The sequence below is a fragment of the Kitasatospora sp. NPDC127060 genome (assembly GCF_042724935.1).
GTDB lineage: Bacteria > Actinomycetota > Actinomycetes > Streptomycetales > Streptomycetaceae > Kitasatospora.
In genome coordinates, this window is sequence record NZ_JBHXEG010000001.1 from 177,978 (window position 1) to 201,488 (window position 23,511).

At 73.8% G+C, this 23,511-nt stretch carries 23 protein-coding genes; 16 read left to right on the forward strand and 7 right to left on the reverse strand.

What is annotated here, in order from left to right; all coding sequences use genetic code 11:
- Positions 1-43 precede the first annotated feature (43 nt).
- Positions 44-1,180 carry a threonine aldolase family protein gene (locus tag ACFWIS_RS00755; RefSeq protein WP_380455440.1) on the reverse strand — a complete coding sequence of 379 codons (1,137 nt, stop codon included), beginning with the start codon at positions 1,178-1,180 and terminating at the stop codon, positions 44-46.
- Between the two features lie 185 nt (positions 1,181-1,365).
- On the opposite strand from ACFWIS_RS00755, the gene ACFWIS_RS00760 reads away from it, so the two are divergent.
- Together ACFWIS_RS00760 and ACFWIS_RS00765 are read left to right on the forward strand one after the other, a co-directional pair.
- Complete coding sequence (locus ACFWIS_RS00760) at positions 1,366-2,304, forward strand: alpha/beta hydrolase (protein ID WP_380455438.1); 939 nt, start codon at positions 1,366-1,368, stop codon at positions 2,302-2,304.
- Between the two features lie 10 nt (positions 2,305-2,314).
- Entirely contained in the window at positions 2,315-3,028 is a 714-nt protein-coding gene (locus tag ACFWIS_RS00765; protein ID WP_380455436.1) for a helix-turn-helix transcriptional regulator, read from the forward strand.
- Positions 3,029-3,043: 15 nt separating this feature from the next.
- Here ACFWIS_RS00765 and ACFWIS_RS00770 read toward each other — a convergent pair whose 3' ends face one another.
- Positions 3,044-3,277 (reverse strand): hypothetical protein, encoded by a 234-nt coding sequence (locus ACFWIS_RS00770; protein ID WP_380455434.1) that lies wholly within the window; start codon positions 3,275-3,277, stop codon positions 3,044-3,046.
- A gap of 93 nt (positions 3,278-3,370) precedes the next feature.
- Between ACFWIS_RS00770 and ACFWIS_RS00775 the strand changes: the two genes are divergently transcribed.
- Complete coding sequence (locus tag ACFWIS_RS00775) at positions 3,371-4,639, forward strand: MFS transporter (RefSeq protein ID WP_380455432.1); 1,269 nt, start codon at positions 3,371-3,373, stop codon at positions 4,637-4,639.
- A 76-nt stretch (positions 4,640-4,715) separates the two neighbouring features.
- Positions 4,716-4,859: a hypothetical protein gene (locus ACFWIS_RS00780; protein ID WP_380455431.1), complete on the forward strand. Its 144-nt coding sequence runs from the start codon at positions 4,716-4,718 to the stop codon at positions 4,857-4,859.
- A 125-nt stretch (positions 4,860-4,984) separates the two neighbouring features.
- On the opposite strand, the gene ACFWIS_RS00785 is transcribed toward ACFWIS_RS00780, so the two are convergent.
- Complete coding sequence (locus ACFWIS_RS00785; protein ID WP_380455429.1) at positions 4,985-6,454, reverse strand: MFS transporter; 1,470 nt, start codon at positions 6,452-6,454, stop codon at positions 4,985-4,987.
- A 111-nt stretch (positions 6,455-6,565) separates the two neighbouring features.
- Between ACFWIS_RS00785 and ACFWIS_RS00790 the strand changes: the two genes are divergently transcribed.
- Positions 6,566-7,441: a helix-turn-helix transcriptional regulator gene (locus ACFWIS_RS00790; RefSeq protein WP_380455510.1), complete on the forward strand. Its 876-nt coding sequence runs from the start codon at positions 6,566-6,568 to the stop codon at positions 7,439-7,441.
- On the opposite strand, the gene ACFWIS_RS00795 is transcribed toward ACFWIS_RS00790, so the two are convergent.
- On the reverse strand, positions 7,438-7,827 hold the full coding sequence (locus ACFWIS_RS00795; RefSeq protein ID WP_380455427.1) for a hypothetical protein: 390 nt from the start codon (positions 7,825-7,827) through the stop codon (positions 7,438-7,440). The two genes, ACFWIS_RS00790 and ACFWIS_RS00795, sit on opposite strands and share 4 nt — an antisense overlap.
- Positions 7,824-8,351, reverse strand: coding sequence for a hypothetical protein (locus ACFWIS_RS00800; protein ID WP_380455425.1), 528 nt, complete (start codon positions 8,349-8,351; stop codon positions 7,824-7,826). Before ACFWIS_RS00800 ends, ACFWIS_RS00795 begins: the two co-directional genes overlap by 4 nt.
- A 134-nt stretch (positions 8,352-8,485) precedes the next feature.
- Between ACFWIS_RS00800 and ACFWIS_RS00805 the strand changes: the two genes are divergently transcribed.
- From ACFWIS_RS00805 to ACFWIS_RS00840, 8 genes are all read left to right on the forward strand, one after another.
- Positions 8,486-9,706 (forward strand): histidine kinase, encoded by a 1,221-nt coding sequence (locus tag ACFWIS_RS00805; protein ID WP_380455423.1) that lies wholly within the window; start codon positions 8,486-8,488, stop codon positions 9,704-9,706.
- Positions 9,694-10,338, forward strand: coding sequence for a response regulator (locus tag ACFWIS_RS00810; RefSeq protein WP_380455421.1), 645 nt, complete (start codon positions 9,694-9,696; stop codon positions 10,336-10,338). Before ACFWIS_RS00805 ends, ACFWIS_RS00810 begins: the two co-directional genes overlap by 13 nt.
- Positions 10,335-11,117, forward strand: coding sequence for a DUF4097 family beta strand repeat-containing protein (locus ACFWIS_RS00815; RefSeq protein WP_380455419.1), 783 nt, complete (start codon positions 10,335-10,337; stop codon positions 11,115-11,117). Before ACFWIS_RS00810 ends, ACFWIS_RS00815 begins: the two co-directional genes overlap by 4 nt.
- Positions 11,118-11,375: 258 nt before the next feature.
- Positions 11,376-12,449 (forward strand): tRNA dihydrouridine synthase DusB, encoded by a 1,074-nt coding sequence (gene dusB, locus ACFWIS_RS00820; protein ID WP_380455508.1) that lies wholly within the window; start codon positions 11,376-11,378, stop codon positions 12,447-12,449.
- Between the two features lie 563 nt (positions 12,450-13,012).
- Positions 13,013-15,721, forward strand: a complete 2,709-nt coding sequence (ppdK, locus tag ACFWIS_RS00825; protein WP_380455417.1) for a pyruvate, phosphate dikinase — start codon at positions 13,013-13,015, stop codon at positions 15,719-15,721.
- 221 nt (positions 15,722-15,942) lie between these two features.
- Positions 15,943-16,455, forward strand: coding sequence for a ribonuclease (locus ACFWIS_RS00830; protein WP_380455415.1), 513 nt, complete (start codon positions 15,943-15,945; stop codon positions 16,453-16,455).
- Between the two features lie 135 nt (positions 16,456-16,590).
- Positions 16,591-17,064, forward strand: coding sequence for a hypothetical protein (locus tag ACFWIS_RS00835; RefSeq protein ID WP_380455414.1), 474 nt, complete (start codon positions 16,591-16,593; stop codon positions 17,062-17,064).
- On the forward strand, positions 17,064-17,375 hold the full coding sequence (locus ACFWIS_RS00840) for a transcriptional regulator (RefSeq protein ID WP_380455412.1): 312 nt from the start codon (positions 17,064-17,066) through the stop codon (positions 17,373-17,375). The genes ACFWIS_RS00835 and ACFWIS_RS00840 overlap by 1 nt, the downstream gene beginning before the upstream one ends.
- Positions 17,376-17,388: 13 nt before the next feature.
- Here the strand turns inward: ACFWIS_RS00840 and ACFWIS_RS00845 are convergent, their stop codons facing one another.
- Positions 17,389-18,384, reverse strand: coding sequence for a hypothetical protein (locus ACFWIS_RS00845; protein WP_380455410.1), 996 nt, complete (start codon positions 18,382-18,384; stop codon positions 17,389-17,391).
- Between the two features lie 109 nt (positions 18,385-18,493).
- On the opposite strand from ACFWIS_RS00845, the gene ACFWIS_RS00850 reads away from it, so the two are divergent.
- Positions 18,494-19,759 (forward strand): ADP-ribosylglycohydrolase family protein, encoded by a 1,266-nt coding sequence (locus tag ACFWIS_RS00850; protein WP_380455408.1) that lies wholly within the window; start codon positions 18,494-18,496, stop codon positions 19,757-19,759.
- Here the strand turns inward: ACFWIS_RS00850 and ACFWIS_RS00855 are convergent.
- Complete coding sequence (locus tag ACFWIS_RS00855) at positions 19,749-20,480, reverse strand: GNAT family N-acetyltransferase (RefSeq protein WP_380455406.1); 732 nt, start codon at positions 20,478-20,480, stop codon at positions 19,749-19,751. The genes ACFWIS_RS00850 and ACFWIS_RS00855 overlap by 11 nt on opposite strands.
- Positions 20,481-21,143: 663 nt before the next feature.
- On the opposite strand from ACFWIS_RS00855, the gene ACFWIS_RS00860 reads away from it, so the two are divergent.
- Both ACFWIS_RS00860 and ACFWIS_RS00865 read left to right on the forward strand, forming a co-directional pair.
- The gene (locus ACFWIS_RS00860; protein WP_380455404.1) at positions 21,144-22,088 is read left to right on the forward strand and encodes a PAC2 family protein; all 945 of its coding nucleotides are present in this window, start codon (positions 21,144-21,146) and stop codon (positions 22,086-22,088) included.
- Between the two features lie 161 nt (positions 22,089-22,249).
- Entirely contained in the window at positions 22,250-23,275 is a 1,026-nt protein-coding gene (locus ACFWIS_RS00865; RefSeq protein ID WP_380455402.1) for an SGNH/GDSL hydrolase family protein, read from the forward strand.
- The last annotated feature ends 236 nt before the right edge of the window (positions 23,276-23,511 follow it).

The following is a 23,511-nucleotide window of genomic DNA, read 5'->3' on the forward strand; positions in this document are numbered from 1 at the left end:
GCCCGGCTCTCGGCCCTGGGCCGGAGGACCGGGCGCCGCCGGCTCAGCCCTGGTCGCCTGCGGCGGTCCGCCGCTCGGCTTCCGTGACCAACTCCAGGAAGTGCAGCCCGAGTTCGGTGACCTCCTGCGCCGTCCAGTCCTGGGCCGGGCCGTCCAGGCTCACCTCGGCCATGGCGAGGCCGGGGGCGGCGTCCGTCCACTCCGGGACGAACCAGGTCCCCTCCCGCTCGGCGAGGGCGAGGACGGCGGCGTTCAGGGCGCTCGCCGAGTGGGGCAGCCAGAGCTGGAACTCATGGGTCGGCGGGACTTCCGGGAACAGCCTGGCGCCGGGGAGGGCCGCCAGCGCCGGGGCGAGGGCGGCGGCGTGACGGATCCGGTCGGGGATCCGGGGGAGCACGGTGTCCAGACCGGTGAGCGCGGCGAGGGCGGCCGGCCACTGCTGGTACAGCTGCCCGCCGTAGCGGTGGCGCCAGGTGCGGGCGTAGGCGGCGAAGGCCTTGTCGCCGGCCAGGGCGGCGCCGCTGATCCCGCCGAGGTCCTTGTAGAAGGAGACGTAGACGCTGTCGGCCAGTGCGGCGATCTCGTGGAGCGGCCTGCCGAAGTGGGCGGTGGTGTTCCAGAGCCGGGCACCGTCGAAGTGCACCCGGGCGCCGGCTTCGCGGGCGGCGGCGGTGAGCTCGGTCAGTTCGTCCCAGCTGGGGAGCAGGAAACCCGGGTCGCGGAGCGGGAGTTCCACCGCCAGGGTGCCGAAGGGCTCGCCGAGCAGGCGGAGTTCGTCGGCGGTCGGGTGGCGCAGTTCGGTGGTGGGCCAGAGACCGCGCAGGCCGGTGAGCTGGGTGTAGGCGTGGCGCTCGTGCCGTTCGAGGTGGCTCTGCGGGTGGAGGGCGACGGCCCGGTTGCCGGTCTGCTCGGCGTGGTGGCGCAGCGCGACCTGCTGGGCCATCGTCCCGCTGGGGAAGAAGACCGCGTCCTCCGTGCCGAGGAGCGCGGCCGTACGCTCCTCCAGCTCCCCGACCGGGCCCCCGTTGCCGTAGATGTCGGGGTGGGCGCCCGGGTCGACGGCGGCGGTGAGGGCGGCCAGTCGCTCGCGCATGGTGAGGGGGCGGCTGCCGGAGAGGAAGCGGGTGCAGGCCCGGCGGGCCGCGCGCAGGCGCGCCCAGTCGAACTGATCATCGGTCATCCGGTGATTGTCGAACGGCGGGGGCGTCGGACCAACCGGATTTCCCTCCGGGGTGGTCGTGGCGGCGGAAGGCTTCGGCGATCACGGCGGGCCGTCCGGGTGGCCGGGGCCGACGGATCGATGTGACGCAGGTCACTCGGAAAGGGTGACACCGGGCTGTCGCGGACGGTCGCGAAGATCGACCCATGACGATCACAGACGAGGACTGCCTCGCCGAGACCCTGGCCTTCAACGAGCGGTTCGAGGCTGCCGCCGCACTCCGCCCGGCCCGCACCGGAACCCCGGACGCCGCCACCCTGACCCGCCTGCGGATCAACCGCCTCGGCGCCGACGCGCCCCCCGTGCGACTGCCGCAGGGCCGTGACCGCGTCATCGCCGGCGGCGTGACGGTCCGCACCTTCGTGCCCGAGCGGGTCGACGGCGTGTACCTGCACATCCACGGTGGCGGCTGGGCGTTCGGCTCGGCCGCCGGGCAGGACGAGAAGCTGTGGCGCCTCGCCACCGAGGCCCGGCTGGCCGTGGTGAGCGTGGACTACCGCCTGGCGCCCGAACACCCCTTCCCGGCCGGTCCGGATGACTGCGAAGCGGCCGCCCGCTGGCTGGTGGACCACGCCGAGGCCGAGTTCGGCACCCGGCGGCTGCTGACCGGCGGCGAGTCGGCCGGGGCCCACCTCGCCGTCCTCACCCTGCTCCGGCTGCGCGACCGGCACGGCATCACCGGCGCGTTCCTGGCCGCCCACCTCGCCTTCGGCGCGTACGACCTGTCGATGACGCCCAGCCAGCGGCTCTTCGGCTCCCGGCGGCTGCTCAGCAACACCGAGACGATCCAGGGGAGTTACCAGCTCTTCACGCCCGGGATGACCCCCGAGCGGCGCCGCTCCCCGGAGGTCTCCCCGCTGTACGCCGACCTGACCGGACTGCCGCCCGCCCGGCTGGTCGTCGGCACCGAGGACCCCCTGCTGGACGACTCGCTGTTCCTCGCCCAGCGGTGGCGGGCGACGGGCGCGCCCGTCCGGCTCGACGTGGTGGCCGGCGCGATGCACGGCTTCACGCTGTTCCCGCTGGCCGTCACCGAGCGCGAACAGCGGCGGGAGCGGGATTACCTGGCCGGCGCGGGACGGTAGCGTCGCGCGCATGGACCGCACCCCCCGGCTCTACGCACTGGTGGAGGAGCTGCGCGCGGCGGCGCCCCGATCCCGGACCGTCGCCTCGCTCGCCGCCCGCTTCGAGGTGAGCACCCGTACCGTGCAGCGCGACCTCCAGGCGCTGATGGCGGCGGGCGTCCCGGTGCGCACCACGACCGGGCGGGGCGGCGGCTGGTCGATCGACCCGGCGATGACCCTCCCGCCGATCCGCTTCACCCCGGAGGAGGCCTCGGCCCTGGTCGCCGCGCTCGCCGCCGCCGACGCCTCGGCCCCGTACGCCGGCGCGGCCCGCACGGCCTCGCAGAAGATCGCGGCCACCATGAGCGGCCCCGCCTCGAAGGCGGCCCAGCGGCTCGCCGCCCGCATCGTCGCCCTGCCGGCCCGCACCGCCGAGTCGGTGCGCGGCGCCGTCGAGCAGGCCCTCGTCGGCGGCACGGTGCTGCGGCTGTCCTACGTCGACGCGGCGGGCCGCGAGAGCGACCGTGCGGTGGAACCGGCCGGGCTGCTCACCGCCGAGGGCAAGTGGTACCTGATCGCCTGGTGCCGCACCCGGCAGGCCGGCCGCGGCTTCCGGCTGGACCGGATCACGGCGGCGACCCCGACCGGAGAACCGGCGCCGCCGCACGACCTGGCGAGCCTGCTGGCCGGCTCGTCCGCCGCCGGCGCGGCGAGGCCCGCGGCGCTGGCCCCGCTCGCGCCGTGAGGCCCCCGGGTGGGGTCAGGAGTGCTGCGGGTACAGGTCGTCCGGGAGCAGGCCGTTGCCGTGGTGGGTGGCGAAGCTGGAGTAGGTGGAGCGGATCCGGGCGGCCTGGGCGGTCCGCTGCCGTTCGATCAGCAGGCCCTCCGCGCCGCCCGCCCATTGCCGGCGGGCCCGCTCGCGGCGGGTCAGGTGCAGGGTGATGCCTCCGACGACGGCCGCCAGGGCGGCCAGGAACACGAGAACGAAGCTCATGAGCTCCCCCTTCCTTCGGACTCGATCATTGTGCGAATCAAGTATGGCGGAACGGGCCGCTGACCGGCCATAGCGTGAAGTAGCTTGATAGGCATGGCAGCTGATGGTTCAGGTCGTACCACGGCGGCCGTTCCGCCACCCGCGGGCAGTGCGGTGCCCGCGCTGATGTTCTCGCAGGGCGTCAGCGTGGCGGGCACCCAGGTCACGGCGCTGGCGCTGCCCGCGCTGGCGATCCTGCTCCTGGACGCCGGCCCGCTGGCAGCCTCGCTGCTCTTCGCGTTGGAGTACGGGGTGCAGGGGCTGACCGGGCCGTTCGCCGGGGTGCTGGTGGACCGGGTCGCCTCCCGACGGCGGCTGCTGGTCGCGGTGGACGTCCTCCAGCTGCTGCTGATCGCCACCGTCCCGCTGGCGCACGGCGCCGGCGCGCTGACCCTGGGCCACCTCTACGCGGTCGCGGCTGTCTCCGGGGCACTGGGCGGGGTCTCCGCCATCGCGGTGCCGACGGTGGTGGCCGACTTCGTGCCCAAGGACGGCCTGGTGGCGGTCAACGCGAAGCTGGCCGGGGCCCGTTCGGTCGGCCAGATCGCCGGCCCCGGACTGGCGGCCACCCTGGTGCAGGCGGTGGGGGCGGCGACCGCGATGGTCGCGGACGCGGTCAGTTACGGCCTGTCCGCACTGGCCCTGAGCCTGCCCCGGCTGCGGCGCGGCGCGGAACCGGAGCAGCCCGCCGCGCGCCCCGGGATCGTGGCGTCGCTGCGCGAGGGGGTCGGCGTGCTGCGCGACCAGCCGCTGCTGACCCGGCTCGCCGTCGCCGCGGCCGCGCTCAACCTCGGCGGGGCCGGACTGGCTGGGTTGTTCGCCTACTTCGCCTACCAGGTCGTGGACTTGGGCCCCGGTGAACTCGGGCTGACCCAGGCCGTCCACAGCATCGCCGCGGTGACGGCCGTGCTCACCGCCCGGCGGGTGATCCGGCGGATCGGCCTGACCAGGGTGATCCCGGTCTTCGGTCCGCTCGCCGCCGGCGCGCTGTTCCTGATCCCGCTGGCCTCGCTCGGCGCCGCGCTCCCGGTGCTGATCGCCTACCAGGCGGTGTTCGGCTTCTGCGCGACGGTCTGGGGCGTCAGTTGGGTGACCCTCCAGCAACAGCTCTCCCCGCCCGAGCAGTTGGGCCGGGTGCTCGGCCTGTCTCGCTCGATCGGCCAACTCGTCATGCCGGTAGGCGCGTTGCTGGCCGGAACGCTGGCCGGCGCGGTCGGCACCACCGGGGCGCTGGCCGTGTTCGCCTCGATCGCCCTGGCCGGCACCCTGGCCGTGGTCACCACTCGGCCCCGGCCGGTACTGACCGGCGAGAGCCCGGCGTGACGCACCAACGGCCCCGTCAGGTAAGGCTGTTCGGCAGGTAGCCTGCGGACCATGCCCACTCCCGCCGGCCCTGGAGATGCTGGACACCTTGGAGGGTGAGACCGAGCATCCGGGGCGGCAGACCCCCGTCCAGCAGCCCGCGGATCGGATGACCCGCCGGATCGAGTGCCTCACCCGCAACCGGGACGACATCGGGGAGTACCTGGACGTGCTCAAGTAAACGTCTGACCCACGGGCCGGGCCACTCCGGCGCTCGCTCGACCTCGACGACAACGGCCCCGCGACCGGGAGGAATCCGGTCGCGGGGCCGTTGCGCCGTCGCCCTGGGCCGTGGGCCCGGGCGGCTCAGCCGATGGAGCGCGGCAGACGGGTGGTCAGGTACAACACGGTGAAGGAGCCCAGCAGCTGGATGCCGAGGCAGATCGCGAGCGCGCGGCCCATGCCGAGGCTGGGGGAGAGGGACAGGTAGAGGGTGCCGAGGGTGGCGACGCCGAGAGCGAGGCTGGACTGCTGGCCGGTGGCGAGCACGCCGCTGCCGACACCGGCCCGGGCGGCGGGCACCTTGGCGAGCACGACCCGGAACAGCGGGGTGCCGATCAGGCCCTGGCCGATGCCCGCGAGGGCGACGCCGGGCGCCATCCGCAGCGGGGAGAAGTGGTCGGCGTCGGCGAGGACGGTCAGCGCGATGGTGACGAGGCCGAGGGCCTGGACGACGGCACCGGCGCTGAGCACCCGGCTGCCCCAGCGGCCGATCAGCCGCGGGCCGGAGAGCGAGGCGGTGAAGTAGCCGACGGCCATCGGGACGAGCGCCCAGCCGGCCGCGACCACGCCGAGCCGCAGGCCCTGCTGGAGGGCGACGGCGATGACGAACATGAACCCGCCGAAGCCGGCGAAGTAGGGGAGCGCGATGCCGAGGCCGCGGCGCATCTCGGGGATCCGCAGCAGGGACGGCGGCACCAGCGGGGTGCCGCCGCGCTGCTCGGCGCGGCGCTCGACCAGCGCGAAGGTGACGGCGAACACCGGGAACAGGGCGAGCAGCACCCAGGACCAGAGCGGCCAGCCGGCCGCGCGGCCCTCCATCAACGGGATGAGCAGCGAGAGCAGGGTGGCGGTGAGCAGGGCGGTGCCGGGCACGTCGACCGCGGCGGCCTGGCTGGCCCGGCTCTCCGGCACGTACCGGACGGCGAGGACCACGGCGAGCAGCGCGAACGGGACGTTCAGCAGGAAGACGGAGCGCCAGCCGGTGCCGAACAGGTCGGCGGCGACCAGCATCCCGCCGAGCACCTGCCCGATCACCACGGAGATGCCGCCGACCGCGCCGTAGACGCTGAGGGCGCGGCCGCGCCGGGCACCGTCGGTGGCGGCGGTGATGGTGCCGAGCACCTGGGGGATGAGCAGGGCGGCCGAGGCGCCCTGGGCGGCCCGGGCGGCGACCAGGGACCACGCGTCGGGGGCGAGTCCGCAGGCCAGCGAGGTGAGGGCGAAGGCGGCGGCGCCGACGACGAACAGCCGGCGGCGGCCGAAGATGTCGCCGAGTCGTCCGCCGAGGACGAGCAGGACGGCGAAGGCGATGCCGTAGCCGGCCGCGACGAGTTCCAGGACGGCCGGTCCGGCGGCCAGGTCCTCGTCGATGGTGGGCAGGGCGACGTTGACGATGAAGAAGTCCAGCATCGGCAGGAAGGCCCCGAGCAGGACGGTCACCAGCCCGGCGGTGCCGAGCGAGGGGGAGGAGGGGGAGGAGGGGGAGGACGAAGGGGTGTGGGGAGCGGGAGCGGTCCGTACCGGGGCCGGGGCGACGGCGAGTCGTTGAGTCACGGGTCATACGATCCGCCGCTTCTTACCCTGGTACCAGAGTGTGGTTATCCAGGTATAAGAAGTACCTGGCAACAGGCTCCGGCGTGCCGCATGCTGGGGAGCATGAGCCTGATGACCCCGGCCGCGCAAGCCCGTCCCGGTTCCGCCGGGCCGCACCGCGGCAGTCCTGACGAGGCCCGCCGGCACGACCTGTCGGCGTTCCTGCGCAGCCGCCGCGAGCGCATCGCGCCCGAGCAGGTGGGCCTGCCGATGACCGGCCGCCGCCGTACCCCGGGGCTGCGCCGGGAGGAGGTGGCGCAGCTGGCCGCGGTCGGGGTGACCTGGTACACGTGGCTGGAGCAGGGGCGGGACATCCAGGTGTCCGCGCAGGTGCTGGACGCGGTGGCCCGGGCGCTGCTGCTGGACCCGAGCGAGCGGGCGCACCTGTTCACCCTGGCCGGCGCGGACGATCCGGCGCCGGTGACGGAGTGCCCCTCGGTGACCCCGAGCGTGCGCCTGGTGCTGGACCAGATGGCGCCGTACCCGGCCGCGCTGGTCAACTCCCGCTACGACATCCTGGCGCACAACGCGCCGTACACCGCCATCGTCGGCGACCTCGGTGAACTGCCGCTGGAGGAGCGGAACCTGATGTGGCTGGCGTTCACCCCTTCGCGCTTCCGCGAGGTGCTGATCGACTACCGGACGGAGCGCCTCGGCATGGTGGCCCGGTTCCGCGCCTCGATGGCCGACCACTCCGCCGAGCCGGCCTGGAAGGCGCTGCTGACCCGGCTGTTGAAGGCTTCGCCGGACTTCGCGGAGGAGTGGCAGCGGCACGAGGTGATGCGGCCGGGCAACGGGATCAAGCGCTTCCAGGTGCCGGGCGTGGGCCTGCTGCGCTGCGAGTACACCAACTTCTGGCTCAGCCCCCGGCTCGGGACGCGGATGATCAGCTACACCCCGCTGGACGAGGAGACCCGCGTCCTGATGAGTGAGCTGCCCCAGGCCTAGGGTCGGTCCTGGCCGCGTATCGACTCGCTCCCGAGCAGCAGGCACACCGCCGCCAGCGGCAGTTCGACGCAGCACGCCATCACCAGCGCCGCCAGCACCGCGTGCCCCGGCCCGGCGCAGGAGATGTCGGCCAGCGCGTCACCGGCCAGCAGCAGGGCCGCCGCCCCGCCCGGCCACGAGGCGGCGGCACTGCGCCGGCGCAGCAGCGCGTCCAGCGAGAGCAGGGCGGCGAACTCCGCGAGGTCCAGCACCACCCACGGGGTCTCGTGGTTGACGGCCAGCACCATCAGCCAGGGCAGCAGCCCGAGGGCGGCCAGCCGCGGCAGTTTCCGGAAGCGCTCCGGCAGGGCGTACCCGGGTGCGCCCGCGATGACGGCGGTGCTCATGCTCCGGCCCCCGTCCGCACCCGCTGCAGCGGCAGCCGCTCGGCCGGTCCGCCCGCCGGGTGCTCGACCAGCACGGTGTCGAACGGCCCCTCGGCCAGCGCGAGCCAGAACGACCCGGCGACCGTGACCACCTCGGCGACCGCCGCCGTCCGGACGGCGCGGAACAGCCGCCGCCCGCCGGTGAACACCACCGAGGGCGCCGTGCCGTCGGCCGGCAGCCGCCCCCAGGCGAGCACGTGCGAGCACCGCCCGGCGGCGGGGCTGCGCCGGGCGCCGCGCACCAGTTGCGGTGCGAGCCGGGCGGCGACCAGGACGTCGGCCAGCTCGCCGTGCTGGTACAGCTCCAGCGCGGCCCGGCCGCGGCCGGTGCCGACGCTGCGGACCGACCAGGGCCCGGCCCCGGCGGGCAGCGTCCCCTCCGGCCCCGGCGCCGGGCGGAGCGCGCCCCCGGGGACACCCCCGTGGTCCCCGGGGACGGGCCGCCCGTGCGGCGGGGTGGCGGAGTGCGATGCGGTGCTCGTCATGCCCCCAAGCCTTCCGTGGCGGGGGCCCGCTGTCGGTGGTGCCGCACACCGAATCGGGGGTGTATCCAGCTACACCCCCGTCCGGCACCCCCCTTCATGGCGGCCGTTGATCACCGGGCCCTACGCTGTCCGGCATGCCCTCCACCACGTTGCGCCGAGCGCTCGTCAGGAGCCTCGGACGACCACCGTGGTCGGCCGAGGCCTGGCGGGAGACCCGCTTCATAGCCGCCGGAATACCCATGGCCGCGCCGGTCTGGCTGGCCGTGACCGATTCCGGCCTGCTCTTCCCGGTCCTCGCGGTCGTCCTGGTCTGCACGCGCTGGCTCACCCGCGTCCAGCGCGGCCGGCTGCGCGCCCTGCGCGGCGTGGAGGTGCCGCCCCCCGGCGGGTCCACGACCCTGCTGCTGGGCCCGCTGCGGTTCGGCCTGGCCTGGCGCCAGATCACCTACCACCTGCTGGTCGGTCCGGTCCTGGCGCTCGGCGCGCTGGCCGCCGTCTACCTCTGGGGCGCCGCTCTGGTGCTGACCACCCTGTACGGCTGGGTCTGGCTGCTGCCGCTCGACGTGGGGCTGCGCAGCGAGCTGGCCGGCCTGGACGTGGTGCTCACGGTGACCGGCGTGCTGCTGCTGCTGATGACGCCCTGGCTGACCACGCTGGTCGCCTGGCTGGAGGTGCGGGCGGCGCAGCTGCTGCTCGGCCCGAACCGGGCGGAGCAGCTGGAGCAGCGGGTCGAGGAGATCGCCGAGTCCCGGGCCGGCCTGGTGGACGCGGTGGACGCCGAGCGCCGCCGGATCGAGCGGGACCTGCACGACGGCGCCCAGCAGCGCCTCACCTCCCTCGCGATGAACCTGGGCCTGGCCCGGCGCACCCTCAAGGACTGCCCGCCCGACGCCATGCAGGTGATCGTCGCCGCGCACGAGGAGGCCCAGGCGGCCATCGACGAGCTGCGCGACCTGGTCCGGGGGCTGCACCCGGCGGTCCTGGAGGACCGCGGTCTGGACGCGGCGCTGTCCGGCATCGCGGCCCGGGCCCCGCTGCCGGTGCGCCTGGACGTCGAGCTGTCCGACCGGATCGCCCCGACCGTCGAGGCGGTCGCCTACTTCACCGTCTCCGAGGCGCTCACCAACGTGGCCAAGCACGCCCGGGCCAAGCAGGTCGACGTCTCGGTGCGGACGGCCGGCGGCCGGCTGCGCCTGGTCATCAGCGACGACGGCGTGGGCGGCGCGGACCCGTCGCGCGGCACCGGGCTCACCGGTCTGCGCAAGCGCGCGGCCTCGGTCGACGGAACGCTGTCCGTTCTCAGCCCCCTCGGGGGCCCCACCACCATCACCGTGGAGTTGCCGTGCGTGCTGTGATCGCCGAGGACTCGGTCCTGCTGAGGGTCGGCCTGGTGAAGGTCCTGGAGGCGGTGGGGTTCGAGGTGGTGGCCGCGGTCGGGGACGCCGTCGAGCTGCTGGCCGCCGTCGAGGAGCACCGCCCGGGGGTGGTGGTCGCGGACGTCCGGATGCCGCCGGGCTTCCACGACGAGGGCGTGAAGGCCGCGATGGTGATCCGGCAGCAGTGGCCGGACACCGCCGTGCTGCTGCTCTCCCAGTTCGTGGAGGAGCGCTACGCCGCGGACCTCCTGGCGACCAACACCAGCGGGGTCGGCTACCTGCTGAAGCAGCGGGTGGCCAATGTGGACGACTTCGTGGACGCGCTGCAACGGGTGGCCGAGGGCGGCACCGCGCTGGACCCGGAGGTGGTGGCCCAGCTGCTGGTGCGCCGCCACCGGGATCCGCTGGAGAAGCTGACCCCGCGCGAGCGGGACGTGCTCTCGCTGATGGCGGAGGGCCGGTCCAACGCGGCGATCGCGGCCTCGCTGGTGGTCAGCGACAGCGCGGTGGCCAAGCACATCAACTCGATCTTCACCAAGCTGGACCTCCCGCCGGCCGACGACAGCCACCGCCGGGTGATGGCGGTGCTGCGCTTCCTGGAGATCACGTGAGCGCGCGGTCCACCAGGGCGTGGCGGCTGATCGGGGTCCTCACCGTGGTGTTCGTGGTGGTCATGGGAGGGGCGCAGACCCTGGCCCTGGTGGCCCGGCAGTCGCGGACCGAGCAGCAGACGTACGTCGCCCCCGTCCACAGGCTGCAGCTCGCCACGAGCAGCGCGTCGGTGCGGATCAAGCCGGGGGTGGCGGACCGGGTGGTGGTGCGCAAGAACCTGGACTGGACGGTCTCCGAGCCGAAGGTGCGCGCCGACGTCGTCGGCGACACGATGACCGTCGGCGTGGAGTGCCGGCGCTCGCTGCCCTTCTACAACTGCGGCGCCTCGATCGAGCTGGAGGTGCCGGCCGGCACCGCGGTCTCCGGCTCGGTGACCTCCGGCGCGGTCGAGGTGACGGACCTCAGCGGCGAGGTCCGGCTGGACGGCACCTCGGGCTCGATCGTCCTGCGCGGGCTGTCCGGCCCGGTCCGGGTGAGCACCACCTCCGGGATGACCCAGGGCACGGACCTCTCCTCGCCCCGGGCGGACGTGTCCAGCACATCCGGGGCGGTGGACCTGACCTTCCGGTCGGCGCCGCAGGACGTCCGGGTGAGCACCGGATCCGGTTCGGTGACCATGGCGATGCCGAAGGGGAGCCGCTACCGGATCAACGGCGGCACGGGCTCGGGCAGCAGCACCATCGATCCGGCCCTGGGTGACGCGGCCAGCGCCGCCACCCTGGAGGCCGACGTCGGCTCCGGCTCGCTGGACATCGGCTACCGCTCCGATCAGCGGTAGGCCGGGCGGGTGATCCGGGTGGGGGACAATGGAGAGTCCCGTCCCCCTATCCGAGGTCAGCCGCGCATGACAGCCACGCCCGCACCCACCGCGCCGGAGACGGCGACCGCGACCGCGCCGGAGACGGCGACCGCGACCGCGCCGGAGACGGCGACCGCGCCCGAGACGGCGACGACGACCGTGTCCGCGACCGGCACCGAGTTCGCGGCGCTGGACATCGGCCCGATCCGGGTCTGGCCGCCCGTCGTGCTGGCGCCGATGGCCGGGATCACCAACGCCCCGTTCCGCACCCTGTGCCGCGAGCAGAGCGGCGGCAAGGGCCTGTACGTCTCGGAGATGATCACCACCCGGGCGCTGGTCGAGCGCAACGCCAAGACCATGCAGCTGATCAAGTTCGACCCGAGCGAGAAGCCGCGCTCGATCCAGCTGTACGGGGTGGACCCGGTGACCGTCGGCAAGGCGGCCCGGATGATCTCGGACGAGGGCCTGGCCGACCACATCGACCTCAACTTCGGCTGCCCCGTCCCCAAGGTGACCCGCAAGGGCGGCGGCTCGGCGCTGCCGTACAAGCGCAACCTGCTGCGGGAGATCCTGCGCGAGGCCGTGGCCAACGCCGGGGAGCTCCCGGTGACCATGAAGATGCGCAAGGGCATCGACGACGACCACCTCACCTTCCTGGACGCCGGCCGGATCGGCGCCGAGGAGGGCGTGGCCGCGATCGCCCTGCACGGGCGCACCGCCGCCCAGCACTACGGCGGGACGGCCGACTGGTCGGCGATCGCCCGGCTGCGCGAGGCCGTCCCGGCGCACGTGCCGGTGCTGGGCAACGGGGACATCTGGTCGGCCGACGACGCGCTGCGGATGATGCGCGAGACCGGCTGCGACGGCGTCGTGGTGGGCCGCGGCTGCCTGGGCCGGCCGTGGCTGTTCCGGGACCTCGTGTCGATCTTCGAGGGCGACGTCGACTACGCCCGCCCGGACTTCGGCTACGTGGCCCGGGCGATGGTGCGCCACGCCCAGCTGCTCGGTGAGTGGCTGGGGGACGAGACGCGCGGCGTGATCGACTTCCGCAAGCACGTCGCCTGGTACACCAAGGGCTTCTCGGTCGGCTCCGAGCTGCGGGTGCGGCTCGCCAACTCCTCCTCGCTGGCCGAACTGGCCGGAACCCTCGCCCAGGTGGAGCAGACCCAGACCTGGCCGATCGGCGCGGACGGCCCGCGCGGCCGCACCAGCGGCAACGGTCGGGTGGTCCTGCCGGAGGGCTGGTTGGACGATCCGTACGACTGCGCCCGGCCGGGCGAGGACGCCGAATCGGACACCTCTGGCGGATGATCTAGCCGATCCGGCGAAGTCGGCCCTTCCGGGGGGCTGGCCACCCGGTCCCAGCCCTCTTGTCCATTCTGGACAAGAGGGCTCCTTTTTGGCGGTCTCACATCACGGAACGAGCACGTTCCTGGACGGAGTGCGACGATTGGCGCAGGCGTTCTACGTTCGAGCCGCGAGACGGGCTGGTGACGCTTGCCACACGCGGTGGCGACTGACGCCCGGTCAGTGGACGAAATGGACAGGTCGGCCGTGAATCGCTTCCCGAAGCCGGTTCGACGCCGATCGGCCGATCCGGCTGCAGGAAATCAAGCCGGGGCAACGCGACCGACCCGCGGCCGCTACCCAGCGTCCGAATCGAGCGATCTTCCGTTTCCCCGCCTTCAAGTCTTGAAGGCGGGCTAGCGTCAGGGGGACGATTTCACCAACAGAGGTGAACGCCTTTATGCGCATTCGATCTAGCGGGTTACCCCTCGGTACCGGCCTCGTGTGGCCTATTCAGGGCAGAGAAGTGCCTTCGAAATGGGTATGTTCTCCGGCGTCAGGGCAACCGCGTACGAGGAGACCGACCCGTGCCGTCCCAGCAGAAGTTTGTTTACTCCTTCACCGAAGGAAACAAGGACCTCAAGGACCTTCTCGGCGGCAAGGGCGCGAACCTGGCCGAGATGACCAACCTGGGGCTCCCCGTCCCTCCGGGGTTCACCATCACCACCGAGGCCTGCAAGGTCTTCCTGGAGACCGGCAGTGAGCCCTCCTCGCTGCACGAGGAGATCAGCGCCCACCTGGACGCGCTCGAGCAGGAGATGGGCAAGAAGCTCGGCCAGGCCGACAACCCGCTCCTGGTCTCCGTCCGCTCCGGTGCCAAGTTCTCCATGCCCGGCATGATGGACACCGTCCTGAACATCGGCCTCTCCGACGCCTCGGTGGTCGGCCTCGCCGCCCAGTCCGGCAACGAGCGCTTCGCCTGGGACTCCTACCGCCGCCTGGTCCAGATGTTCGGCAAGACCGTGCTGGGCGTCGACGGCGAGCTGTTCGAGGAGGCCCTGGACGAGGCCAAGCACGCCAAGGGCACCGTCAACGACCTGGACCTGGACGCTTCCGACCTCCGGGACCTCGTCGAGGTGTTCAAGGGCATCGTCGAGCGCGAGACCGGCCGGGCCTTCCCGCAGGACCCGCGCGAGCAGATGGACCTCGCCGTCCACGCCGTCTTCCACTCCTGGAACGGCGACCGCGCCCGGCTGTACCGCCGACAGGAGCGCATCCCGAACGACCTGGGCACCGCGGTCAACGTCTGCACCATGGTCTTCGGCAACCTCGGTGAGGACTCCGGCACCGGCGTCGCCTTCACCCGCGACCCCTCCACCGGCGCCCAGGGCGTCTACGGCGACTACCTGTCCAACGCCCAGGGCGAGGACGTCGTCGCCGGCATCCGCAACACGCTACAGCTGTCCGAGCTGGAGAAGCTCGACAAGAAGTCGTACGACGAGCTGATGGCGATCATGCAGAAGCTCGAGAACCACTACCGCGACCTCTGCGACATCGAGTTCACCATCGAGCGCGGCAAGCTCTGGATGCTGCAGACCCGGGTCGGCAAGCGCACCGCCGCGGCCGCCTTCCGGATCGCCGTCCAGCTGGTCGACCAGGGTCTGATCGACCTGGACGAGGCCCTGATGCGGGTCACCGGCGGCCAGCTGGCCCAGCTGATGTTCCCGCGCTTCGCCCCGACCCCCGAGTCCAAGCAGATCGGCTGGGGCCTGGCCGCCTCGCCCGGCGCCGCGATCGGCAAGGTCGTCTTCGATTCCTACACCGCCGTCAAGTGGTCCCGCTCGGGCGAGAAGGTCATCCTGGTCCGCCGGGAGACCAACCCGGACGACCTGGACGGCATGATCGCCGCCGAGGGCATCCTCACCTCGCGCGGCGGCAAGACCTCGCACGCCGCCGTCGTCGCCCGCGGCATGGGCAAGACCTGTGTCTGCGGCGCCGAGGAGCTGGAGGTCGACACCAAGTCCCGCAAGTTCACCACCGCCGACGGCCTGGTGGTCCACGAGGGCGACGTCGTCTCCATCGACGGCGCCAGCGGCAAGGTCTACCTCGGCGAGGTACCGGTCCTGCCGTCCCCCGTGGTCGAGTACTTCGAGGGAACCCTGCACGCCGGCGCCGACGTCCAGGGCGGGCTGGTCCAGGCCGTCCACCGGCTGATGTCGCACGCCGACGGCCGCCGCCGCCTGGCCGTCCGCGCCAACGCCGACAACGCCGAGGACGGCTCGCGGGCCCGCCGCTACGGCGCCCAGGGCATCGGCCTGTGCCGCACCGAGCACATGTTCCTCGGCGAGGAGCGCCGCAAGGAGGTCGAGCACCTGATCCTCGCGGACAACGACAAGGACCGCGAGCTCGCCCTCTCCACCCTGCTGCCGCTGCAGAAGGGCGACTTCCTGGAGCTCTTCCAGGCGATGGACGGGCTGCCCGTCACCGTCCGCCTGCTCGACCCGCCGCTGCACGAGTTCCTGCCCGACATCACCGAGCTGTCGGTGCGCGTCGCCCTCGCCGAGGCCCGCAAGGACCCGAACGAGAACGACCTGCGCCTGCTCCAGGCGGTGCACAAGCTGCACGAGCAGAACCCGATGCTGGGCCTGCGCGGGGTGCGCCTCGGCCTGGTCATCCCCGGCCTGTTCGGCATGCAGGTCCGGGCCATCGCCGAGGCCGCCGCCGAGCGCAAGCTGGCCGGCGGGGACCCGCGCCCCGAGGTGATGATCCCGCTGGTCGGCACCGTCCAGGAGCTGGAGCTGGTCCGCGACGAGTGCGAGCGGGTGCTCGCCGAGGTCGCCCAGTCCACCGGCGTCACGCTGGACATCAAGCTCGGCACCATGATCGAGCTGCCGCGCGCCGCGGTGACCGCCGGTCAGATCGCCGAGGCCGCCGAGTTCTTCTCCTTCGGCACCAACGACCTGACCCAGACGGTCTGGGGCTTCTCCCGGGACGACGTGGAGGCCTCGTTCTTCACCGCCTACCTGGAGAAGGGCATCTTCGGGGTCTCCCCGTTCGAGACCATCGACCGCGACGGCGTCGGCTCGCTCGTCAAGCACGCCGTCGAGGCCGGCCGGGCCACCCGCCCCGACCTCAAGCTCGGCGTCTGCGGCGAGCACGGCGGCGACCCGGAGTCGGTCCACTTCTTCCACGAGGTGGGGCTGGACTACGTCTCCTGCTCCCCCTTCCGGATCCCGGTGGCGCGCCTGGAGGCAGGCCGCGCCGCCATCGAGACGGCGGGCAGCGACTCGCGCTGAGAGGGTAGGCATCCCCTACTCACGCGCGGGTACGACTGACCGCTGAACCCTCCCCTCGGGAGGGCGTACACCGGAGCTCGGCGCAGGAGAACCGGCGTACGTGACACGGCCGGGCGGGAACGGACAACGGCGTCCGTTCCCGCCCGGCCGTACGTTTCTGTGGTGTCCGTCATGTGTGTGACTGGCCGGGCCGGACGCCGCCGGCTGCCAAGCTGGACGGCATGACCAGAAGCAAGAGCCCGCTCGTCGTGGTGGCCGTCCTGATCCTGGCCGTGCTCGCCGGGGTCGGGTACCTGCTCGCCGGCAAGGGCGGCGGCAGCCACCCCAAGGCCGCCGCGAGCGCCTCCGCCACCGCGGGCACCTCGGCCCCCAAACCCTCGGCCCCCAAGCCGTCCCCGCCGGCCGGCGGCGCCTCCGCCCCGAGCGGCGGCTGGGTGCCCGCCGACCCGGCCCTGGCCGACGTCTGCCGCACCAAGCTCCCCAGCCAGGCCCAGGACACCCTCGGCCTGATCGCCAAGGGCGGCCCCTACCCGTACAACCGGGACGGCATCGTCTTCGAGAACCGCGAGAGCCGGCTGCCGAAGAAGGGCAACGGCTACTACCACGAGTTCACCGTGGTCACCCCGGGCTCCAACGACCGCGGCACCCGCCGGGTCGTCACCGGCGGCTCCGGCGAGCAGTACTGGTCCCCGGACCACTACGGGACCTTCCAGGAGATCGACCCGCGCTGCTGACCCTGGACCGAGCTCCTCCGGCCCCCGCCTCCGCCCCACGGACCGGGGGCCGCTTCGTCTGCGCTCCAGAAAACACTTTCCAACCTGGAAAGTAAGTGCCATGCTGGAGTCACCATCACCGACGAGGGGGCTGTCATGAGTAGTTCCGTTCCCACCCCGCTGCCCGCCGCCGAGGCGCTGCGCCTGGCCGCCGGAGCCGACGCGGCCGCCCGGCGGCCGGGCGAGGTGCCCCGCTGGTACGGGCCGGCCTTCGCCTTCGCCTTCACCGCGTACGGCCTCGGGATCGGCCAGGCCGTCGCCACCGGGCAGTACGCCCTGATCGGCGCCTTCGCCGGTGGCTTCGCCGCCCTGACCGGTGGCCTCGCCCGGGTCGCCGTGCGCAGCGACGGCATCGTCCGCCGGGGAGTGCCGGACGGCATCCGCGGCCCGGTCGCGCTGGCGGTCCTCGCGGTCTGCGCCGTGTCGGCGGCCGGGATGGTGCTCGCCTGGCAGGCCGGCGGCGGCCCGCGCTGGATCGCCGGGGTCGCCGGGCTCGCGGCGGGCCTGACCTTCTGGGCGGGCATCCACTGGCTCAACCGCCGGGTCCGGCGCTCGCACGAGGCCGACTGATGCCCGGTGCGCTCGACCCGCTGCTCCAGCACGCCACCCGGCTCACCGTGCTCGCCTTCCTCGGCGCCTGCCACGAGGCCGAGTTCGCCGCGGTCCGGGACCACTGCGAGGTCTCCGACTCCGTGCTCAGCAAGGCCGCCACCGCCCTGGAGGACGCCGGCTACCTGGTGGTCAAGAAGGGCTACGTCGGCAAGCGCCCGCGCACCTGGCTCGCCGCCACCCGCGAGGGCCGCGCCGCCCTCGCCGCCCACCTCGCCGAACTCCAGCGCCTGGTGGCCGCCGCCGAGGCCGCCGGCGCCCAACACGCCTGAGGGGTGGGCGCGTTCACCGGGCGCGGCGCCAACTGACCCGGCTGTGCAGGCCGTGCGGGCCGGTGGTGACCAGCGCGGTCAGCTCGTGCAGGACCGGGGCGGGGTCGCGGCGCAGCTGGACGGGGGTGGTGCGGACCACCGGGAGGCCGGCGGCGGTGAGGCGGTCGGCGCGGGCCAGGCCGCGCTCGTGGTCGGCCGGCCGCAGGTGGTGGGCACGGGAGTCGATCTCCAGGGCGACGCAGGCGTGCGGCCAGTAGGCGTCCGGCACCGCGAGGAAGCGGCCGTCCAGGAACAGCACCGGGTTCCAGAGCGGTTCCGGCAGGCCCGCATGGGCGAGCACCTCGCGGGCCTCGCCCTCCACCGCCGACCGCATCCCGGCGGTCAGGTCCTCCACCACCAGGGCCACCCGCGGCAGTGCCGGCGCCCCCGGCCCGGAGAGCAACTGGTCGAGCAGTTCGCCGAGTTCGCAGTGCCGCCGCTGGACGGCCTCGGCGCACAGCGCCCGGAACCGGCGCTGCCCGGTCTCCCGCGACGCGATGTCCGCCAGCGCCCGCGCGACGGTGGCGCTCCACAGCCCGTCGTCCCGCTCGAAGCCGCCCGGCATCGCCCCGGAGGCCCGGTGGATCCGTACGAACTCCCTTTCCCTGACGCGACGCTGATGTGGGATCAGGACATCGACCTCGGCCAGGTCCGCCGGGTGCCCGGCGCTCGGCAGCCCGGCCTCCGCCAGCACCGCGAGCCCGGTCAGCAACACCTCCCCGGGTCGTGGCGGCTGTCCCTTCGGACTCGCGTACGCCAGTGCTGCCCTCAGTTTCTGATGGTTCGTCAATCGCCCGTTCTGCAGGCAGATCACCCGCGGCAGCACCTGCTGCCAGGGCCCGCCCGGCCGCAGCCGGTGGGCGATCGTGCCGGAGGGCACGCCGAGCCGGCGCAGCTGCGCCCGGGTGGCGATGTGCTGCTGGTCGGCGCCGAGCAGGGCGACGGGGTCGAGCGGATGCGCGCGGGTCATACCCGGGTGCTGCCCGCCCGGATCGGAGGTATGCGAAACGTCCCTCGTCAGGGGCTTCCTCGCAACGGTGTTGACGAAACGCCGGTCGAGCCGCTGTGCTGGGAGGCCCATGATGATCGAACCAAACGGCCCCGCGCTCGACGCGCTCAACGGCCTCTCCGTCGGCGACGCCCTCGGCGCCCAGTTCTTCGTCCCGGAAACCGCCCGGGCCCACTTCGCCTCCCGCACCGAGCCGCCCGGCCCCTGGCCGTGGACCGACGACACCGAGATGGCCTGCTCGGTGTACGCCGCCCAGCGCGAACGCGGCACGATCGACACCTTCGACCTCACCCACGCCTTCGCCCGCCGCCACGACTTCGACCGTGGCTACGGCCCGGCCGCCAACCGGATGCTCCGGCTGATCCGGGAGGGCGGCGACGCCGAGGCCCTGGCCGCCGAACTCTTCGACGGCAAGGGCTCGTACGGCAACGGCGCCGCGATGCGGGTCGCCCCGCTGGGGGCGGCGTACGCGGGCGACCTGTCCGCCGTCATCCAGCTGGCCGCGCGCACGGCCGTGATCACCCACACCCACCCGCAGGCCGTGGACGGCGCGATCGCCGTCGCCGTGGCGGCGGCCCTGGCGGTCCGGGCCCGGACCGGGGGCACGACGCCGGAGACCTTCCTGCGCGAGGTGGCCTTCCGCACCCCGCTGGGCGTCGTTCGCGACGGCCTGAACGAGGCCGTCGGCCTGCTCGCCGAGCAGGACCGCGTGCTCGCGGCGAGTGTTCTCGGCAACGGCAGCCGGACCTCGGCCGCCGACACCGTCCCGTACGCGCTCTGGTGCGCCGCCAGCCATCTGACCGACTACCCGGCCGCAGTCCGGGCGGCGATCGCGGCCGGCGGCGACATGGACACCGTCGCCGCGATCGCCGGGGGAGTGGTGGCCGCCCACACCGGTACCCACGGCATCCCGGCCGCCTGGCTGGCCGCCCGGGAGCCGCTGCCCGGCTGGGCGTTCCCGGCACCCGGGGCGGTCACCGGCGGCCGGGGCCGAGCGGAGATCCTGGTCCCGCGCCCGCACCCGGTCCCCGAGGTGGAGTGGACCGACGAGCAGTGGCAGCGCATCCGGGCCGGGAGGCACACGGAGGCCCTGGACGGCCGTTGGGCGGTCCACACCCACCAGGGCTCGCTCAGGATCTGTCGCCCGAACGACGGCCATCCGGTCTGGGAGGTGGCGGTCGCCCCGGTCCGCAACGGCTGGCGGCCGGTCTCGGCGATCGCCGAGACGAGCCACGACCGTTGGCCGGTGCGGCCGCAGGAGCGGCACGGCCTGGCGGTCCTCAGCTGGATCCTGGAGACCGCCGCTACCGGCGAACGGCTCCCCTTCAGGCCGTGATCATCAGCTGCCCGCTGCCGCCGCCCGGTCTAAGGCACTCCTGGTTGATCGCCGGATCAGGGGCGCTCGGCGAGGTGGCGGCGGCGATCCGCAGCTCGATGATGTCCCGGACCGCCGGCCATTCGGAGTCCAGGATCGAGTAGAACGCGGTCGAGCGCACCACCCCGTCCAGCCCGCGCGAGTGCGCCCGGCGGACGCCCTCGGAGGTCGCGCCGAGCCGTTCGATCGCGGCCCGCGAGCGCAGGTTGCGGGCGTCCGCGCGCAGCGAGATCCGCTGCACGCCCCAGGTCTCGAAGGCGTGCCGGAGCATCAGCAGCTTGGCCTCGGTGTTGATGCCGGTGCCCTGGGCGCGCGGGGAGAGCCAGGTGTTGCCGATCTCGGCGGCGTCCGGGACGGCCGTCGCCGGATCGCCGAACGGCACGCCGGGCACCGGCGGCCACACCATGGGGCCCTGCCAGTAGTCGAGTTCCAGGAAACGGGTGGAGCCGACCACCCGGCCGTCGGCGACGTTCACCGTCGCGAACGGCACCGACCGGCCCGCGGCCTGGTCCGCGAGGGCGCGCGCGATGTAGTCGCGGGCCGCTTCCAGGCCGTGCGGGACGGGGGTGAAGGCGTAGGTCGTTCGGTCCTCGGCGCCGGCCGCGGCGATGGCCTCGGCGTGGTGGGCGGCGAGGGGCTCCAACCGAACGGTGCGGCCGGTGAGGAAGACAGGTGCTGGCACGGAACCTTGGTCCTTCATCGGTCGTAGGGCGCAGTCCGCGCCGGGGTGCGGCACGCGCTGCGGTGGACTGGGGTCGCCCCGGCCCGGTTTCCGCTTCCGGGTACCCGTGCGCGCCGGAGGATTCCGGTCGGGTGGGGCGGGAGCGGCGGCCCGGAACGGGCGGCGAGGTGTGCCGGAACGGACACGGATCCTCGGACCGGTCCGGCGGGAAGGGCGAGCGGACAGTGTGCGTCCGCGAAATGGCCGAAGAGGAGACGAGAGCGCGAAGGGAAGCAGGCGGCCAGGTGAAGGCAAGATGCGTCGTGGGTGTCTGCCCGAGCAGCGATCCGGGTCGTGATCGACGGCGTTACGGACGACGTGACGACGACGCGACGATGCGAGGCAGCGAGAGGACGATACCCGCCAGAACGCGGTGCGTCACTTCGCGGCACGCGAATGGCGGCGCCGACCGCCACCGCGCTCCCCGGAGCAGCCTGTTGAACACCCGTGACCAGGTCTTTTCCCCTCGGATGCGATCATGGTCCGGAGCGGTCGACGACGGTCTCCGGGCGGGTCGCCGGACGGGCGGTCGGCCGGAACGGGAATTCCGGCGCGGCCCGGCACGCTGAACAGGACGAGAGGCCGGTCGGGTCGGGACGAGCAGAGAACGGGGTTGGGTGCGCGGTGCGAGACTTCCAGGCGCTGTACGAGCTGGATGAGCGGGGCGTGGCCGCGGTGGCCGCGGCCAACGCGGAGCTGCGTGACACCGGTGCCGGCCTGGTGCTGCTCCAGCACTTCGAGGGCTTCATGGACGCCGGCGAGGCCGGCGGCCAGGTGGTGGCCCACCTGCTGGAGACGGGCTCGCCCCAGGTGGTGGCCCGCTTCGACCACGACCGCCTGGTCGACTACCGGGCCCGCCGCCCCGCGATGGTCTTCGACCACGACCACTGGTCGTCCTACGACCCGCCGGAGATCCTGCTCCAGCTGGTCCGGGACGCGGCCGGCGCCCCGTTCCTGCTGCTCACCGGCCCGGAGCCGGACGTGGAGTGGGAGCGGTTCGCGCGCGCCGTCCGCGAGCTGGTCGAGCGCTTCGAGGTCCGGCTCAGCCTGGACTTCCACGGCATCCCGATGGGCGTGCCGCACACCCGCCCGGTCGGCCTGACGCCGCACGGCAACCGGCTGGACCTCGCGCCGGGCTACCCGCAGTGGTTTGAGCAGGCGCAGGTCCCGGGCAGCGCCCAGGCGCTGCTGGAGTACCGGCTGGCCGAGGCCGGGCACGACGTGCTGGGCTTCGCGGTGCACGTCCCCCACTACGTGGCCCGTTCGGCCTACCCCGCGGCAGCCGTGCTGATCCTGGAGGCGGTGCAGTCGGCCACCGGCCTGGTGCTGCCCGGCACCAGGCTGCGCGAGCGGATGGGCGAGGTGTACGCCGACATCGAGGAGCAGTTGGCCCAGGGGGACGGCGAGTTGCGCTCGGCGATCCGCGGCATGGAGGGCCAGTACGACGCGGTGGCGGGCGCCGATGGCCGGGAGAGCCTGCTGGCCGAGCCGGTCGACCTGCCGTCGGCGGACGAGCTGGGGCGGCGCTTCGAGCAGTTCCTGGCCGAGCACGAACGCGACGCGGAGTAGCACGGCACGGAGTAGCAGGCGTGGAGTAGCACGGCGCGGAGCGGACGGAGTGGTTCGCGCCGGGAGTCATCGGCGCCGCCCGTACGTTGCAGTCTGCGGTGCCCGGGGGACGGGCCGCCGCGTACGGAGATGCCCGTGATCCGCACCCCCGGGGGGATGCCATGCCGAGGACCACACGCCCGACGGCCGTTGCGACGGCCGGGCTCGCCGCCTTGCTGCTGGCGGGACTGACCGGATGCAGCGGCGGGGGCGGTTCGGACGGCCCGGTCGCCACGGACCGCGGCTTCGCGGGCGCGGTACCCGGCCGCGCCCCGGCCGCCGCGAGCCCGACCCTGCCCCCGACGCCGACCCCGACCCCGCCGCCGAGCGGCCCGTACGTGGCGCTCGGCGACTCGTACACCGCCGGGCCCCGGATCGCCCCGCAGGTCGGCGAGCCGGGCGGCTGCGCCCGCTCCGGGGTCAACTACCCCTCCCTGCTGGCGAAGGCGCTCGCCCTGGAGCCCGAGCGGTTCCGGGACGTCAGCTGCAGCGGCGCCCGCACCGGCGACCTGAAGGCCGCGCAGAAGACCGACGACGGCGCCAACCCGGCCCAGCTGGACGCCCTGACCCCGGCCACCCGGCTGGTCACCCTGGGCATCGGCGGCAACGACGCCGGCTTCATGCAGGTCGTCACCCAGTGCGCCAAGGACACCCTGGCGGACGCGGTGAAGGACCTGGTCGGCGAGGACGGCTCGGCCGCGCCCTGCCGGGACCACTACGCCTCCGGCGGCACCGACGAGGTGCGGGCCAAGGTGGACGCGGCCGGCGAGAAGGTCGCCGAGACCCTGCGGGAGATCGGCCGCCGCTCCCCGCAGGCCCGGGTGTACGTGATCGGCTACCCGTCGCTGCTCCCGGCCGACCCGGCCGGCTGCGTGCCGGTGCTGGGCACCACGATCGCGACGGCGGACCTGCGCTTCCTCGCCGAGAAGGAGCAGCAGCTCAACGGGATGCTCAAGCAGCGCGCGGAGGCCGCCGGGGCCGTGTTCGTGGACACCGCCGGGCCCTCGGCGGGGCACGACATGTGCGCCGGGGAGGACGCCCGCTGGATCGAGCCGCCGTTCCCGGCCCACGGGCTCACCGCGATCCACCCCAACGCGAAGGGGGAGGAGGGGGTGGCCGCCGCCGTGCTGAAGGCCGTCCGGGGCTGACCCGCCTCCGCGGCCTCCCGGAGGCACGGGCACCTCGCGGGCCCCGGGCACCTCGCTGGCCCCGGGCACCTCGGCCGGCTCACGGGTCACCTTCGCGTGCCCCCGGGCACCTTCACGGGCCGCCCGGGTACTGGACCGTTCGGGTCCGGTCGAATCGTCGGGGCCGACACCGGCGCGCCTCCCACGGTTCACGCCCCGGTCCACACCACTTCGTGCGCGGCACCCCCCGCGTGTCG

Coding starts and splice junctions, on each gene's coding strand:
- ACFWIS_RS00755 (WP_380455440.1), bottom strand. CDS start 1,180: ATGACCGATGATCAGTTCGACTGGGCGCGCCTGCGCGCGGCCCGCCGG.
- ACFWIS_RS00865 (WP_380455402.1), top strand. CDS start 22,250: ATGCCGAGGACCACACGCCCGACGGCCGTTGCGACGGCCGGGCTCGCC.
- ACFWIS_RS00765 (WP_380455436.1), top strand. CDS start 2,315: ATGGACCGCACCCCCCGGCTCTACGCACTGGTGGAGGAGCTGCGCGCG.
- ACFWIS_RS00770 (WP_380455434.1), bottom strand. CDS start 3,277: ATGAGCTTCGTTCTCGTGTTCCTGGCCGCCCTGGCGGCCGTCGTCGGA.
- ACFWIS_RS00805 (WP_380455423.1), top strand. CDS start 8,486: ATGCCCTCCACCACGTTGCGCCGAGCGCTCGTCAGGAGCCTCGGACGA.
- ACFWIS_RS00850 (WP_380455408.1), top strand. CDS start 18,494: ATGATGATCGAACCAAACGGCCCCGCGCTCGACGCGCTCAACGGCCTC.
- ACFWIS_RS00800 (WP_380455425.1), bottom strand. CDS start 8,351: ATGACGAGCACCGCATCGCACTCCGCCACCCCGCCGCACGGGCGGCCC.
- ACFWIS_RS00795 (WP_380455427.1), bottom strand. CDS start 7,827: ATGAGCACCGCCGTCATCGCGGGCGCACCCGGGTACGCCCTGCCGGAG.
- ACFWIS_RS00840 (WP_380455412.1), top strand. CDS start 17,064: ATGCCCGGTGCGCTCGACCCGCTGCTCCAGCACGCCACCCGGCTCACC.
- ACFWIS_RS00835 (WP_380455414.1), top strand. CDS start 16,591: ATGAGTAGTTCCGTTCCCACCCCGCTGCCCGCCGCCGAGGCGCTGCGC.
- ACFWIS_RS00780 (WP_380455431.1), top strand. CDS start 4,716: ATGCTGGACACCTTGGAGGGTGAGACCGAGCATCCGGGGCGGCAGACC.
- ACFWIS_RS00830 (WP_380455415.1), top strand. CDS start 15,943: ATGACCAGAAGCAAGAGCCCGCTCGTCGTGGTGGCCGTCCTGATCCTG.
- ACFWIS_RS00790 (WP_380455510.1), top strand. CDS start 6,566: ATGACCCCGGCCGCGCAAGCCCGTCCCGGTTCCGCCGGGCCGCACCGC.
- dusB (WP_380455508.1), top strand. CDS start 11,376: ATGGCCGGGATCACCAACGCCCCGTTCCGCACCCTGTGCCGCGAGCAG.
- ACFWIS_RS00760 (WP_380455438.1), top strand. CDS start 1,366: ATGACGATCACAGACGAGGACTGCCTCGCCGAGACCCTGGCCTTCAAC.
- ACFWIS_RS00775 (WP_380455432.1), top strand. CDS start 3,371: ATGGCAGCTGATGGTTCAGGTCGTACCACGGCGGCCGTTCCGCCACCC.
- ACFWIS_RS00845 (WP_380455410.1), bottom strand. CDS start 18,384: ATGACCCGCGCGCATCCGCTCGACCCCGTCGCCCTGCTCGGCGCCGAC.